General features: G+C 61.7%; 17 protein-coding genes. 8 read left to right on the top strand and 9 right to left on the bottom strand.

What is annotated here, in order from left to right; translation table 11 throughout:
• On the bottom strand, positions 1-691 hold a 691-nt coding region (locus tag AC1D2G_RS23085), incomplete at its 3' end, for a corrinoid protein (RefSeq protein WP_477416842.1).
• Positions 692-966: 275 nt separating this feature from the next.
• On the opposite strand from AC1D2G_RS23085, the gene AC1D2G_RS23090 reads away from it, so the two are divergent.
• The 4 genes from AC1D2G_RS23090 to AC1D2G_RS23105 all read left to right on the top strand — a co-directional run bounded on the left by AC1D2G_RS23090 (position 967) and on the right by AC1D2G_RS23105 (position 5,266).
• Positions 967-2,541, top strand: a complete 1,575-nt coding sequence (locus AC1D2G_RS23090; RefSeq protein ID WP_095087381.1) for a trimethylamine methyltransferase family protein — start codon at positions 967-969, stop codon at positions 2,539-2,541.
• 89 nt (positions 2,542-2,630) lie between these two features.
• Entirely contained in the window at positions 2,631-3,320 is a 690-nt protein-coding gene (locus AC1D2G_RS23095) for a hypothetical protein (protein ID WP_477416844.1), read from the top strand.
• A gap of 105 nt (positions 3,321-3,425) precedes the next feature.
• Positions 3,426-4,163 (top strand): dienelactone hydrolase family protein, encoded by a 738-nt coding sequence (locus AC1D2G_RS23100; protein WP_477416846.1) that lies wholly within the window; start codon positions 3,426-3,428, stop codon positions 4,161-4,163.
• A 101-nt stretch (positions 4,164-4,264) separates the two neighbouring features.
• The gene (locus tag AC1D2G_RS23105; protein ID WP_477416848.1) at positions 4,265-5,266 is read left to right on the top strand and encodes a BaiN/RdsA family NAD(P)/FAD-dependent oxidoreductase; all 1,002 of its coding nucleotides are present in this window, start codon (positions 4,265-4,267) and stop codon (positions 5,264-5,266) included.
• A 22-nt stretch (positions 5,267-5,288) separates the two neighbouring features.
• Here the strand turns inward: AC1D2G_RS23105 and AC1D2G_RS23110 are convergent, their stop codons facing one another.
• The 6 genes from AC1D2G_RS23110 to AC1D2G_RS23135 form a co-directional block, all read right to left on the bottom strand.
• Positions 5,289-5,684, bottom strand: a complete 396-nt coding sequence (locus tag AC1D2G_RS23110) for a DUF1801 domain-containing protein (protein WP_477416849.1) — start codon at positions 5,682-5,684, stop codon at positions 5,289-5,291.
• Between the two features lie 42 nt (positions 5,685-5,726).
• Positions 5,727-6,119: a VOC family protein gene (locus AC1D2G_RS23115; protein WP_477416851.1), complete on the bottom strand. Its 393-nt coding sequence runs from the start codon at positions 6,117-6,119 to the stop codon at positions 5,727-5,729.
• A gap of 81 nt (positions 6,120-6,200) precedes the next feature.
• The gene (locus AC1D2G_RS23120; protein ID WP_477416853.1) at positions 6,201-6,650 is read right to left on the bottom strand and encodes a DUF1801 domain-containing protein; all 450 of its coding nucleotides are present in this window, start codon (positions 6,648-6,650) and stop codon (positions 6,201-6,203) included.
• An 11-nt stretch (positions 6,651-6,661) separates the two neighbouring features.
• A complete protein-coding gene (locus AC1D2G_RS23125; protein WP_477416855.1) occupies positions 6,662-6,883 on the bottom strand; it encodes a hypothetical protein in 222 nt (73 codons plus the stop codon).
• 56 nt (positions 6,884-6,939) lie between these two features.
• Positions 6,940-7,365 carry an SRPBCC family protein gene (locus AC1D2G_RS23130; RefSeq protein ID WP_477416857.1) on the bottom strand — a complete coding sequence of 142 codons (426 nt, stop codon included), beginning with the start codon at positions 7,363-7,365 and terminating at the stop codon, positions 6,940-6,942.
• Complete coding sequence (locus tag AC1D2G_RS23135) at positions 7,362-7,685, bottom strand: ArsR/SmtB family transcription factor (protein WP_477416859.1); 324 nt, start codon at positions 7,683-7,685, stop codon at positions 7,362-7,364. The genes AC1D2G_RS23130 and AC1D2G_RS23135 overlap by 4 nt, the downstream gene beginning before the upstream one ends.
• Positions 7,686-7,838: 153 nt before the next feature.
• Here AC1D2G_RS23135 and AC1D2G_RS23140 point away from each other — a divergent pair, with 153 nt between their 5' ends.
• From AC1D2G_RS23140 to AC1D2G_RS23150, 3 genes are all read left to right on the top strand, one after another.
• On the top strand, positions 7,839-8,399 hold the full coding sequence (locus AC1D2G_RS23140; RefSeq protein WP_095087997.1) for an RNA polymerase sigma factor: 561 nt from the start codon (positions 7,839-7,841) through the stop codon (positions 8,397-8,399).
• 2 nt (positions 8,400-8,401) lie between these two features.
• Entirely contained in the window at positions 8,402-10,549 is a 2,148-nt protein-coding gene (locus AC1D2G_RS23145) for a vWA domain-containing protein (protein ID WP_477416861.1), read from the top strand.
• A 361-nt stretch (positions 10,550-10,910) separates the two neighbouring features.
• Positions 10,911-11,036 (top strand): hypothetical protein, encoded by a 126-nt coding sequence (locus tag AC1D2G_RS23150; protein WP_477344334.1) that lies wholly within the window; start codon positions 10,911-10,913, stop codon positions 11,034-11,036.
• Between the two features lie 16 nt (positions 11,037-11,052).
• Here AC1D2G_RS23150 and bmt read toward each other — a convergent pair whose 3' ends face one another.
• Positions 11,053-12,075, bottom strand: coding sequence for a betaine--homocysteine S-methyltransferase (gene bmt / locus AC1D2G_RS23155; RefSeq protein ID WP_477417151.1), 1,023 nt, complete (start codon positions 12,073-12,075; stop codon positions 11,053-11,055).
• Positions 12,076-12,209: 134 nt separating this feature from the next.
• The gene (locus AC1D2G_RS23160; RefSeq protein WP_477227533.1) at positions 12,210-13,067 is read right to left on the bottom strand and encodes a helix-turn-helix domain-containing protein; all 858 of its coding nucleotides are present in this window, start codon (positions 13,065-13,067) and stop codon (positions 12,210-12,212) included.
• A gap of 229 nt (positions 13,068-13,296) precedes the next feature.
• On the opposite strand from AC1D2G_RS23160, the gene AC1D2G_RS23165 reads away from it, so the two are divergent.
• On the top strand, positions 13,297-14,307 hold the full coding sequence (locus AC1D2G_RS23165) for a fatty acid desaturase (protein WP_477416863.1): 1,011 nt from the start codon (positions 13,297-13,299) through the stop codon (positions 14,305-14,307).
• The last annotated feature ends 68 nt before the right edge of the window (positions 14,308-14,375 follow it).

Below are 14,375 nucleotides of genomic sequence, written 5' to 3' on the forward strand. Positions count from 1 at the left end.
ACGTTGTGCTTTTGTGCTTGCGCTTCATGAAGTCCTTGGCGGTCTCGACCGCCACCGCGGCGTCGCGGCAATAGGCGTCGGCGCCGACGGCCTTGCCGAATTCCTCGTTCAGCGGCGCACCGCCGACCAGCACGACATAATCGTCGCGGATGCCCTTTTCCTTCATCGTGTCGATGACGACCTTCATGTAGGGCATGGTCGTGGTCAGCAGTGCCGACATGCCGATGATGTCGGGCTGGTGCTGTTCGATCGCATCGAGATATTTCTCGACCGCATTGTTGATGCCGAGGTCGATGACGTCGAAGCCGGCACCTTCCATCATCATGCCGACGAGGTTCTTGCCGATGTCGTGGATGTCGCCCTTGACGGTGCCGATGACCATCTTGCCCTGCTTCGGCGCGCCGGTRGCGGCAAGCAGCGGACGCAGGATGAACATGCCGGCCTTCATCGCRTTGGCCGACAACAGCACTTCGGGAACGAACAGGATGCCGTCGCGAAAATCCTCGCCGACGATGCGCATGCCTTCGACCAGCGCYTCGGTCAGCACCTTGTAAGGCRCCCAGCCGCGCTCGAGCAGGATGTTGGTGCCTTCCTCGATCTCTTCCTTCAGCCCGTCATAGAGATCGTCGTGCATCTGCTGCACCAACTCGTCGTCGGAAAGTTCGGAAAGGATGATCTCGTCGTCGGACATTTGTATCGAGCTCCTGCCGGCATCGCGACTGCGTCGCAAGGCACACAATATTCGCGTTCATACCTAACCCGCTGGGGGCATGTATCCATAGCTGATTTGCGACTTCCCGCAAAAGGAAAGCGACCGTAACTCTCTTGGAATTCTTGTCGATTTTGCGACAGCCGTTGGCGCTGGCGGGCCGTTTCGAATAGGGTGCTTGGCTACGATCCGGCAAGAAGCGGCGATACGCTGCCGCAATGGATTCCGGACAAGAACAAATTCAGGGAAGAGCGATCATGAGCGAACACGCGGCAGTCGATCAGGAAGCGTCAAACGCGCGACGCGGGCGCGGCGCCAGCGGCGGAGCGGCTGCCCGGCGTGCAGCCCGTTCGGGCGGCGGCCCCGGCACCCAGCTCACCTATATCAAGCGCAAGATCAACGTCTATGAGGTGCTGGACGAGGAAGGCCTGGCGCTGATCGAGAAGAACACCGACACGGTGCTCGAGGAGATCGGCATCATCTTCCGCGACGACGCGGAAGCGTTGCAGCTGTGGAAAGAAGCCGGCGCCGACGTCAAGGGCGAACGCGTGCACTTTCCCAAAGGGCTCTGCCGGTCACTGCTCAAGACCGCGCCGTCCGTCTACACCCAGCACGCCCGCAATTCCGAGCGCTCGGTGCAGATCGGCGGCAACGCCACCGTCTTTGCGCCGGTCTATGGACCGCCCTTCGTGCGCGATCTCGACGGCGTCAGGCGCTATGCGACGATCGAGGATTTCCAGAATTTCGTGAAGCTCGCCTATATGGCGCCGTCGATCCACCATTCGGGCGGCACCGTGTGCGAGCCGGTCGATGTGCCGGTCAACAAGCGCCATCTCGACATGATCTACAGCCACATCAAATATTCGGACAAGCCGTTCATGGGCTCGGTGACAGCGCCCGAGCGCGCCGAGGACACCGTCGCCATGGCCAAGATCGTGTTCGGCGACGACTTCGTCGAAAACAACACGGTGCTGACCAGCCTGATCAACGCCAACTCGCCGATGGTGTTCGACGAGACCATGCTCGGCGCGCTGAAAGTCTATTCGCGCCACAACCAGGCCTGCATCGTCACGCCGTTCATTCTCGCCGGTGCGATGAGCCCGGTGACGGTCGCCGGGACGCTGACGCAGGTTTTGGCCGAGGTGCTGGCCGGCGCGTCGTTCACCCAGCTGATCCGGCCGGGCGCGCCGGTGCTGTTCGGCACTTTCGCCTCGTCGATCTCCATGCAATCGGGCGCGCCGACCTTCGGCACGCCCGAGCCGTCGCTGGTGTCCTATGGCGCCGCACAGCTCGCACGTCGCCTCGGCCTGCCGTTCCGCACCGGCGGCTCGCTTTGCGCATCCAAGGTTCCGGACGCTCAGGCGGCCTATGAAAGCGCCAACACGCTGAACTCGACCATCCTGGCCGGCACCAACTTCGTGCTGCATTCAGCCGGCTGGCTCGAGGGCGGGCTCGCCTCCTGCTACGAAAAATTCATGATGGACATCGACCAGCTCGGCATGACGCAGAAGTTCTCCGAGGGCGTCGATCTGTCGGAAAACGGCCAGGCGATGGATGCCATCCGCCAGGTCGGACCGGGCAGCCATTATCTCGGCTGCGACCACACCCAGGCCAATTTCCAGACCGCCTTCTATCGCTCCAACATCGCCGACAACAATTCCTACGAACAGTGGCTGGCCGAGGGCGAGAAGACCGCGCCGCAGCGCGCCAACGAGCTCGCCCGCCGTTGGCTGGAAAGCTATGAGGCACCACACCTCGATCCGAGCACCGACGAAGCCTTGAAGGACTTCATCGCCAAGAAGAAGGGGTCGATGCCCGACGCCTTCACTTGAAAGGAGCCCGAGTCAGGCGGGGCTAAAGTCGCCAACATCATTCACAAGGAAGTCTGGCGGAGCGCATTCTCCGATCCGGTCAAGAAGGAATGATTGCGCCTGCCGGCAGCGTTGACCGTATCGCTTCGGCGCTTCTCGCCAACGGCCTTGTTCTGCGTGGCGGCTTCAATTTTGTGCCGGGCGATGTACCGCCACCGGGCCAGTCAGGCGCTCCGGCCAAATCCGTGCTGCTGGTGGGGCAGGCGGGTGCTGCGTCCTGGCCGCATTTCCTGCGCTGGCGGGAACAGCAATCGCCGACCATTGCCAATCCGCTCGACACCTGGTCGCGTGAAGTGATCGGGGCGGTGGCGGAGGTATTCGGGGCGAGGGCCATTTCACCGTCCGACAAGCCCTATCTGCCATTTCAGCAATGGGCGATGCGGGCGGAGGGGCTGAAGCCGTCACCGCTCGGCATCCTCATGCATCCGCACTATGGGCTGTGGCACGCCTATCGTGGTGCGCTGCTGTTCGAGCAAGAACTTCCTCTCCAAGCCGTTGAGACGCCGCTCCACCTTTGCGATGCATGTGTGGAAAAACCTTGCCTGAAATCCTGTCCGGTCGACGCTTATTCCGAACAAGGTTTCGCCCACCAATCCTGTCTGGCGCATGTGCGGGGAGCGAATGGCGGACCGTGCCGAAGCGGCGGCTGCCTCGACCGCAACGCCTGTCCGTACGGCACGGCCTATCGCTATCCATCGGAGGTCCAGGCCTTTCATATGGCGGCATTCGCCGGTCTGTAGTCGCCACGCCATCCTGCACGAAATGTTGACTGCCGGGTTCAGGGAACGCCTTGTTCTGGCGGCTCACGCGGATATGTATCGCGCATCTAATGAACGGAGCAGGCGATGACGAAACAAGACCTTCAGATCAAGACCAGGGATGGCGTTGCCAGGGCAGGACTTTTCCGCGCCGCGAACGCGTCCCCGGCCAAGGCCGGCATCATCCTGTATATGGATGCGTTCGGGCCGCGCGCTGCGCTCGATGGCATGGCGGAACGGTTGGCGGGCGAAGGCTATGCGGTGTTGGTGCCGGACCTGTTCTACCGCAATGCGCCCTACGGGCCGTTCGACGCCAAGACCGCCTTTGCCGAGGAAAAGACCAAGACAGTGCTGATGGCGCTGGTCACCGGCACCACGCAAGAGATGACCATCAGCGACAGTGGTGCATTCGTCGATGCGCTGGCTGCCGAGGGTGTTACCGGACCGATCGGGACGGTGGGCTATTGCATGGGCGGCGCACGGGCATTGAACGCCGCTGCAACCTATCCCGAGCAGATAAGGGCGGCGGCCAGTTTCCATGGCGGCAATCTGGCCAGCGATGCCGCCGACAGCCCGCATCGCAAGGCTGCCTCGATCAAGGCGCGTGTCTATGTCGGCACGTCCGGTGTCGACAGAAGTTTCCCGCCTGAGCAGTCAGCACGACTTGCCGAGGCGCTGCGAGTTGCGGAAGTCGACCATGTGATCGAGAACTATGTCGGCATGGCGCATGGCTGGTGCGTGCCGGATCATAGCGTATTCGATGCGATCGGCGCCGAGCGCCATTGGAAGCGGTTGACGACGCTTTTTGCCGAAACGCTGATCTAAAACGGACCGGGACGTTGCCTGCGGTCGCACCGAACTGGTAGAGACTTGCACGATTGGCGCCGCCTGCTGAACGGCGCCGTCAGCGGGAACGATTTAGCCTGATGCAATCCTATGATGTCGTGATCATCGGTGCGGGTGCCGCCGGAATGATGTGCGCCGTGGAGACGGCCAAGCGCGGCCGTTCGGTGCTGATCCTCGATCACGCGGCGATGCCTGGCGAAAAGATCCGCATCTCCGGCGGAGGCCGGTGTAATTTCACCAACATCCATGCCAGCCCGAAGAACTTTCTCTCAGGCAATCCGCATTTCTGCATCTCGGCGCTCAGCCGCTATACGCAGCGCGATTTCATCGCGCTCGTCGAACGCCACCGCATCGCCTATCACGAAAAGACGCTGGGGCAGTTGTTCTGCGACGGCTCCGCACGCCAGATCATCGACATGATGGTCGCGGAAATGCGGGGCAGGGGCGTGGAACTGGTACTATCGTCTGAGGTCGTGGACGTCCGCAGAACCCTGGAAGGATTTGCGGTCACCCTCTCCACCGGCAAAGTCATTTGCCCGTCTCTGGTCGTGGCATGCGGCGGCAAGTCGATCCCCAAGATGGGGGCGACCGGCTTCGGCTACGAGCTTGCCGAACGGTTTGGCCTTGCGATTGTCGAAACGCGGCCAGCGCTGGTGCCGCTGACCTTCGACGCAAAAACGCTCGACGTGGCGGACCTCATTCGCACCGCCAAGCGCGGCAACGGGCGGCAAGCCGTGCAGACGGTGCTGGCAAATCATCTGCCGAAACGGCTTGCACAGTCGATCGCCGAGCGCACCGGGATCGACGCCAACCTCGCCGATCTTTCGGACGCTGAGATCAAAATCATCGCCGCGGCGGTCAATGACTGGCGCATCAAGCCGGCCGGTTCGGAGGGCTATCGTACCGCCGAAGTGACGTTGGGCGGGGTCGACACAAACGGACTCGACCAGAAGACGATGCAGGCGAAATCCGTGCCGGGCCTGTTTTTCATTGGCGAAGTCGTCGATGTCACGGGCTGGCTGGGTGGCTATAATTTCCAGTGGGCGTGGTCGTCCGGCTGGGTTGCGGGGCAAGCGGCCTAAAGCACCAAAAATGGCGACGATGCTACTTCCGTGCCTTCGCCAGCGCTTTCTTCTGCTTTTTAGCCTGGTTGTAATCGATGGCGGCCCGGACGAGGTCTTTCAGCGCGCGCTCATCGAGCTCATCGCCCTCGAAAAGATCGATCGCACGCCACACCTTGCCGTCCAAACCCGCGTTGAAGAGCTTGCCGGGGTCCGGCAGGCTGGCGCCGTGGGAAAAGGTCAGTTTCACCTTGTCCTTGTGGGCGTTGCCGACGGCGATCATTCCGTGGCGGGACCACACCGGGCTTCCCATCCACTTCCATTCCTCGATGATCTCGCCATCGGCTTCAAGAATGGTCTTGCGGACGCTGGCGAGCGTCTTGCCACGCCAGTCCGTGAGGCCCGCGATCAGCTGGTCGATCTGTTGCGATGGAATCATTGCGTGCCTTTCTCTGCCACGACGCGTTTTGTTTGCCGCGCTTTACCAGCGCGCCAGCTGGGTGATCTGAACGAGGTTGCCGCAGGTGTCGTTCAACTGGGCGATGGTCGAGCCGGTCACCTCGGTCGGCGGCATGGTGAACTCGCCACCGCTCGCCTTGATGCGCTCGTAGTCACCCTTCACGTCGTCGGTGAAGAACATGACGGCGGGCTGGCCCTGCTTGAAGATGGCTTGCTGATAGGCCTTGGCGGCCGGGTTGTCGTTGAGCGCGAGTTGCAGCTCGGTTCCATCGGGCTCTTCGGCCGAGGCCACGGTCAGCCAGCGATAGGGCCCGTTGCTGAAGTCGGCCTTCTTGGTGAGGCCGAGCACTTCAGTATAGAAGCGCAGGGCGTTTTCCTGGTCGTCCACATAGACGCTGGTCAGCTTGATCTTCATCGCTATTTCTCCTCTGTCCGCCCTGTCGGAAGGGCGTGGTTTGAATTGTGCTGGCAGGCTTCGATCAGTCCGCTGGCGCGGCTACGGGATCCAGCCGGGCAGGGCGGCGGCCTGCTTCATCCAGTCCGCCATCTGCTCCTCGTCGAACGCGTCGCCTTCGCGGATGTCGATCCAGCGTGCGTCCTTGCTTTTCGCCGTGCCGCCCGGCGGGACCGGCCGCAACGACATGCCGCTGAAAAAAGTCACCTTCACGTAGTGGGCCAGGACATGGAACGTCACGAACCAGCCTTGGCCCTCGATGCCGTAGAACGGCGAATTCCATCTCACGGCTTTGCGTACATCAGGCACATTGCGCACGATGAGTGCGTCGAGGCGCTCGCCGAGGCCGCGTTTCCAGCCCGGCATAGCAGCGATATAGGCCTGCACCGGCGCGTCGCCGTCCCCTTTCGCGATTTGCGGGTTGCCGCCCGACAGCAGGACTGGTGCGGCCTTGGCCGCGACCTTGGTCGATTGCCCCTGCGTCTTGGCCATTCTGCCCATTCCTATGCGCCCGCGCGTTCCCTGCCGGTTCCTTTGGCGGCATACGGCAGCACGAACATGTACAAGCCACTGAACAGCAGCAAGAAGAGCGGCAAGAGCGGCGAGTAGACAATCCAGGCAGGCGGCTGCCCCAATGCCATGGCAACGAAGTTGGCGATGACGGTCAGCGTAAAGATGATCGACAGCCAGCGATGAGTTTGCCGAATCCACTTGTTCCAGTCCAATGAGACCTCCCGTTAAAAACGAGCCGAAGCGGACCCGGTGATCCGCTCGGCGGGTTTCAATCCATTCGCGCCAGGACCTCAGCCAGGTTTGCAAAGTACTGCCGCCACCCACTCGTCGCACCCCGGTATGCCTGCTCCTGATCCGGCCGGAAGCCGGACTGCTCCATGCGCAATCGAGTGCCTGTGCTGGTCGGAATGAGAGTCCATGTGACGACACTCTCGAGGCCATAGGCCTGCCAGGTGTAGGACAGTGTCTTGTTCGGCTCGATTGCGGTTACCTGACAGTCAACGACGATGCTCACGTCAGGCTGCGGGTCCTTTCGCAGATTGAAACGGTGACCCGCGACTGGCTTGAAATCATTCTTCATCAGCCACTCCTCGATCAAATGCGGTTGGGTGAGCGCGCGCCAGATCTTTTCAGGCGGATGAGGTATCTCTCGTTCGACAACGACGGAGCGCGTTTCGGTCGCAATGTTGGTCATTGGTCCATTCTATTGAGCAGATTTTCGAGGTCGTCGAACCGGCTCTGCCAGAATGCGTTCATCTGGTTCGTCCAGTCAGTCAGCGGTGCAAGTGCGCGGAGTTGGGCGCTGTAATGGGTCTGTCGTCCCTCATGGCGGTCGCGCACCAGCCCGGCATGCCTGAGCACGCCGAGATGCTTTGATACGGCTGGTTGCGAGACCCCGGACTGAGCCGTCAGAGCGCCGACCGTCTGTTCGCCTTCCCGGCACAGGCGCTCGAAGATTGCCCGACGCGTCGGATCGGAGAGCGTTCGGAAAAGGACATCGTGAGCATTCGTCATTGGGATCGATAACTCGGCGGCTATTGATCGACGTATAACTGCAGAGATATGTATCTGTCAAGCAGGGCAGCGATGGCCACGATCTGCCGTTTCCAAAAAAATCTTTCCATTGCCCCAAGGAATCGCCATTAGCCTTCGTCCAACAGGCAAATGATGGCGATGATGCTGGATGAGAGCGAAGCCTCCGACGCCGAACTGATCGGGCGGGCGAAGGGCGGAGACAGGGGGGCCTTCAGCAAATTGCTGGAAAGGCACTATGACTTCGTCTATCGCGCCGCCTATCGCTGGTGCGGCAAGAAGGCCGATGCCGAAGACATCGCCCAGGAAGTCTGCGTCCGGCTCGGCCGGGCGATCCGCGACTATCGCGGCGGCGGCGCCTTCACGACATGGCTCTACTCCGTGACCCTGAACGCCGCGCGCGACATGATGCGCAAGTCCGCTCGCGATATGGCAAAGACGGAGGCCTACGGCGTTCACGCGCTGATCTCGGGCGAGGCTTCGGCAGAGCCGGAAGACCCGGCCGAAGCATTGTGGGCGGCGGTGCGACAACTGCCGGACAAGCAGCGCGACGCCGTGCTGCTTGTTTACGGCGAGGGCTTGAGCCATGCGGCTGCCGCCGAGGCGATGGCGATCTCGGAGGCGACGGTTTCCTGGCACATCCATGAAGCGAAGAAACGGCTGAAGACGCTGATGCGCTCGGCCGGGGAAGTGTGACCATGGTCGACGACAACGAACTCAACAGACTGCGCGACATCGCGGCACCGGCGCCGGGCGAGAGCGCGAAGGCTCGCGCCTTCGAAGCCGCCATGCGCGCCTATGACCAGGAGAATATTTCGACCGTGGCCCAAGGATCGGTTGGCGGGCTTCGTCTCACAGAGCGAGCACAAAAGCTCTGGAGCGAGATCATGCAAAAGAAACTCATTGCCGCGCCGGCTCTTGCCGGGCTCGTCGCCCTGCCGATCGCCGGATACGCCACCTTCCACATGCTGAGGGAACAGCCGCCGAAATTCGGCGGCGACGAGAAGATCGGCGAAACGCTGGCCGACAAGCCTGCGACGGTGAAGCAGACGACCAACGAGCTCAAGCCGGCCCGCACCGAACTGGAGAAAGACAAGAAGGCCGACGCGGACGTGGAAAGCCGCGACGCCACCGATGCGCTTGTCGCGCCGGCCTCACCGCCGAAATCCGAATCGACCATTGCAATCGGCGGTGCACAGCAGGAGGCGGCGAAGAGCGCTCCCCGACAGGATGCTACTGGCGCCGGAAGTGTGGCAATGAATAGTGCACCCCCGGCACCGGCCCCGACAGGCGAATTTGCGCTGGACGGTACTGTAAGTGCCCCCAGCATGTCGCGGAGTCTCGCGCCGGCCGAGTCCAAGCTGATGGCGCAGCAGCCAGCCATGGCTCCGGCCGACCAGGTTCAGCCGCAAGAGCAAAACCGCGACCGCATCGAGGATTTCAAGACCAATCCGGTGCATGCCGCGCTTGAGGATCCGGTCTCGACCTTCTCGATCGATGTCGACACGGCTTCCTATTCCTTCGTGCGGCGTTCGCTGAAGGAAGGGTTCGTGCCGCAGGCCGATACGGTCCGCGTCGAGGAGATGATCAACTACTTCCCTTATGACTGGAAGGGCCCGGACACCGCCACGACGCCGTTCAACTCGACGGTCAGCGTCATGCCGACACCGTGGAATACGCACACCAAGCTGATGCATGTCGCCATCAAGGGTTTTGACGTCAAGCCGACCGAGCAGCCGAAAGCCAATCTGGTCTTCCTGATCGACGTGTCGGGCTCGATGGACGAGCCGGACAAGCTGCCGCTGCTCAAGTCGGCTTTCCGGCTTCTGGTCGGCAAATTGAAGGCAGACGACACGATCTCGATCGTGACCTATGCGGGTGAGGCCGGCACCGTGCTGATGCCGACAAAAGTTGCCGAGAAGGACAAGATACTCAATGCCATCGACAATCTGCAGCCCGGCGGCTCGACGGCCGGCGAGGCGGGCATCAAGGAAGCCTACAGGCTTGCCCAGCAATCCTTCGTCAAGGACGGCGTCAACCGGGTGATGCTCGCCACCGATGGCGACTTCAACGTTGGCCAGACGGATGACGACGACCTGAAGCGGTTGATCGAGAGCGAGCGCAAGACCGGTGTCTTCCTGTCGGTGTTCGGCTTTGGCCGCGGCAATCTGAACGACCAGATGATGCAGACCATCGCCCAGAACGGCAACGGCACGGCCGCCTATATCGACACGCTCGCCGAGGCCGAGAAGGTGCTGGTCGAGGACGCCTCCTCGACGCTGTTCACCATCGCCAAGGACGTGAAGATCCAGGTCGAGTTCAACCCGAACAAGGTCTCGGAATACCGGCTGATCGGCTACGAGACCCGGGCGCTCAACCGCGAGGATTTCAACAATGACCGCGTCGATGCCGGCGATATCGGTTCGGGTCATTCGGTCACCGCGATCTACGAGATCACGCCGAAGGGCAGCGGTGGCGAGCAGATCGATCCGCTGCGCTACGGCCAGGCGTCGGTGGACAATGGGGGCGTCGCCAATGCCGGCGAATATGCCTTCGTCAAGATCCGCTACAAGCTGCCCAACGAGGACGTCTCGAAGCTGATCACCACGCCGGTGACTTCGGCCAACGAGGTGGCGTCGTTCGACGAGGCCGGCACCGACCAGCGCTTCTCCGTGGCCGTCGCGGCCTTCGGCCAGAAGCTGCGCGACGAGGATGCAACCGCGAAGTTCGGTTACGACAAGATCATGGAGATTGCCACTGCCGCTCGAGGATCCGACCCGTTTGGGTACAGGTCCGAGTTCCTCTCGCTTGTGCGCCTTGCCTCGGCGCTGGGCGGAAATCGGTAGTGGTGATGACGGCCGGTTTCTTTCAGATGGGATCGTTCTGATACGGGAAACCGACCCACGGGCGGGTGAGGCAGGCCGGCGAGGGATTCATTCCTTGCCGGCCTTTTTTTGCGGATTGTTAAATTGCGTTGGATTTCCGGTAGATGATCGCAATTTCCTCTTGTTACGCAGAGGCTAATGTTTGGGCTTGAGGGGGCCGGAATTGCTGATCAGGACTGTTGCGAACTCGATAACCCGAGATATGCCGGCACTTGGATCGCCAGCCTCCACGCCATCGGCGGAATCCAGGCGCATCAGCGATGATGTCGCTCAAGCGCGTAACACCGCCATATCAGCGCTGAACAATGATCGTTTTCGAGTCATGCTGGAGCAGATCTCCGACCCCACTGCATCGGGCGCACTTATGACGATGCGCGGCGATACGGCCGCCGGCGCCGGTACCGATTTCAAGTCGGCGCAGTCGAGCTACGCCGACAACAGCGAATAATCAGAAACGATAAGGGTCAGGCCCGGCTGCGGCGACGCTCGCGGCGGGCTTCGCTGGTCTCAGCGGTGTTTTCCGTCGCCACCTTGTTGCGCATCGGACCGATACGCTCGACAATCGCGCCAACGGTCGGACGATCCGCCTTGGTGTGCGCGTCGAGTGCCTTGCGCATGGCGGCAAGGTGCTGGAACGAGGTGCCGCAGCAGCCGCCGACGATTTTCGCACCGGCATCGACGGCGAGACGCACATAGTCGGCCATCAGTTCCGGCGTGCCGGAATAATGAATCTCGGTGCCGCGGAATTCGGGAATGCCGCAATTGCCCTTGACGATCACAGTCGCCTCCGGCTTCGCCTCGGTCATGTCGAGCAGCGATGCCAGGATGTCGGAGGCGCCGACGCCGCAATTGGCACCGACGCCGAGCGGCGCTTGCGACAAGCCGTCGACGACGCCGTGGATGTCCTTCGGCAGCAGGCCCATCATGGTGCGGCCGGCGGTGTCGAAGGACCCGGTGTAGGTGTAGGGCAGGCCGACGCGGATGGCGGCTTCGGCAGCGGCGCGGATCTCGTCGGGAGCCGACATGGTCTCGATCCAGGCGACTTCGGCGCCACCGGCCTTGAGACCCTCGATCTGTTCGGCAAAGGCGTCGACAGCCTCGTCAAAGGTCATGGCGCCAAGCGGCACCAGCAATTCACCGGTCGGGCCGACCGAGCCGGCGACGATCACCTTGCGGCCGGCCTTGTCGGCGACGGCACGCGCAATCTCGGCGGCGCGCTTGTTCAGCGCGTGCACGCGGTCCTGCGCATGATGCAGCTTCAGCCGGTGACGGGTGCCGCCGAAGGAATTGGTGAGAATGATGTCGGCGCCCGCATCGACGAAATTCTGGTGCAGGCTGGTGATGGTGTCGGGCGCCGTCTCGTTCAGCAGCTCCGGCGCTTCGCCAGCCTCCAGCCCCATGGCGAACAGGTTGGTGCCGGTGGCGCCATCGGCCAACAGCACGCCCTTTTCAGCCAGCAGCGCATCGATCGGGTTGGTCGTCGTCATCGGATTGGCTTTCATGTTTCGAAATTCGGATAAGGATATAAAGAAGTCTTTATGTGTAGTCAATGATATTGCGGCGATTGACTGGCGATGTCGACGGCCGGGCGTTGGGTTGAATGGCCAACGATTGCCGTCGATCAGGCAGAGCTTGATGCGAAGGACATGTCAGCCAGATTGCGCGCGAAGGCGGCGGCTTCGTGCGGGTTGACGTCGGCGGCACGGATCAGATTGTCGAAATGCTGGGTCAAGGCCTGGACCGGCTGGGTGGCGTTCAGCACCACATACATGTCGCCGACATAGATGGCCGCCCGATAGGGGCCGAAGATGGTGAGGGGAATGGAATAGCGCATGCGGCCGTCATACAGAAACAAGCGGAACGTCGGGTAGAGATCGTCAAGCAGCGTTGCCATATGGGCCAGTTGTTGTCGGCGGTCGGCCTCCGGAAAACGGTCCCACACGCCCAGGCCGCGGGCAAAGATCTCCAACGTATGGCGTGGCATGCAGACTTCCATGTCGGTTTCCGGCCGCCGGTTGTAGTCGATGCGGTATTGGGTTTCGTTGGCTTGCGTCTGACGGCTCCTGTTGGTGATGTTGGCTTCATAGTCGACGAGCGCGTGTGTTCGCAGAAGATCGGGGATGCCTGCCGGCACATAGCGGATCTTGGTACCGGCCGCCTCGGCGAACCACTTTGCCAGCAGCGTGCGGTCGAAGCCGTCGCGCGCTTCCTCGATCTCCAGGCTCTCGCGGATCTCGCCGGTGACACCCTCGTCCTGGCTGAGGCCAAGCAGCCAGTCCAGCGACACTTTGAACTCGGCAGCGATATTGAGCAGGGTTTCCGCCCGGGGCAGGCGTGTCGAGGCGCCGGACAGCAGTTGCGACAGGGCCGACCGATCGATGCCGACCGCGGTCGCGAAAGATGACTGGTTGAGATCGGACCTTGTCAGGAGCAGCTTCAGACGCTCCCGAAAGATTGCTGACAGATCTCGTTTGTCCATCACTTGGCTCCGCGAATCAGGAGGAAAAATTTGCGCCAAAGCTGCCGAATGGATGCCTCAGGCGTAAATGAATCCCCAAGTTTGTTTACAATGTGTAACATGTGCTGTCAAAAATGCGCAATCGCAACATTTTGTACACTTTGTCTCGTTGAGTGGAATCGCTTCTCCTGACACAATGATGTCAGGAACCAGTTGGGGTTCCGGCGACTGAGGGACAGTGGTCGATAGCATGACTAGCATGAGCATCAGACAGCGTAGCGTACCGGCCATCGAATGGCCGACCGTGGTTCTCGCATTCCTCTGCTACGCAACATGGTTCGCCACCGGCTTCCTGCTCTGGCCATCCTACCCGATCTCCGCGCTCGCCGTCCTGGCCTTCACCGCCGCATTGCAGTCGTCGATCATGCACGAAGTGCTGCACGGTCATCCGACGCGCAATGCTCGGATCAATGAGGCCTTTGTGTTCCTGCCGATCGGTCTCGTCTGGCCGTTCCGCCGCTTCAAGACCATTCATCTGCGCCATCATGCCGACGAGCGGCTGACCGATCCGCTGGACGATCCCGAGAGCTACTACCAGGCGCTCTGGCAGCATGACGACTTGCCGCCGACGATGAAATTCCTGCTCAAGATCAACAACACCATGGCTGGCCGCTTCGTGCTCGGCCCCTGGCTGTCCTGCGTCGGCTTCTTCATCGACGACGCCAAGCACATAATCGCCGGCGACAAGGCGATCCGCAAGGCGTGGTTGCTGCATGCGATAGGCCTCGCCATCGTGATGCCCATCGTGCAGTTCGGCTTCGGCATCCCGCTGTGGCTCTACATCCTGGTGCCGGTCTGGCTCGGCCAGTCGCTGATCTCGATCCGCACCTTCGCCGAGCATCAATGGTCCGAACACCCGGAGGGCCGCACGGTGATCGTCGAGCGCTCGCCACTGTCGTTCCTGTTCCTCAACAACAATCTGCATTTCGTCCACCACAAGAGCCCGACCGTGGCGTGGTACCGGCTGCCGAAGCTGTTTCGCGACCGTCGCGACGAATGGTTGCGGATGAACAATGGCTATGCCTATCCGAACTATTTCGCGCTGATCAAAGCCTATGCCTTCAAGGCGAAGGAGCCGATCGTGCATCCGGTGCTGCGGCGCGCGCCGGAGCCAGGCAGGGCGTTCAAACCTCGCATCAGGGCGCGCAACATAAATGGGCTCGGCTCCGCGCCGGTTCCCGCCGAGCCGCCCAAGGAATGAGTTTTGCGGCGAGTGGGTAATGCCTGCTAGACTGGCTGCGGTCGGTCCCCTTCAATCCCAGATACAAC

The sequence above is a fragment of the Mesorhizobium sp. P2_C7 genome, from assembly GCF_056404515.1.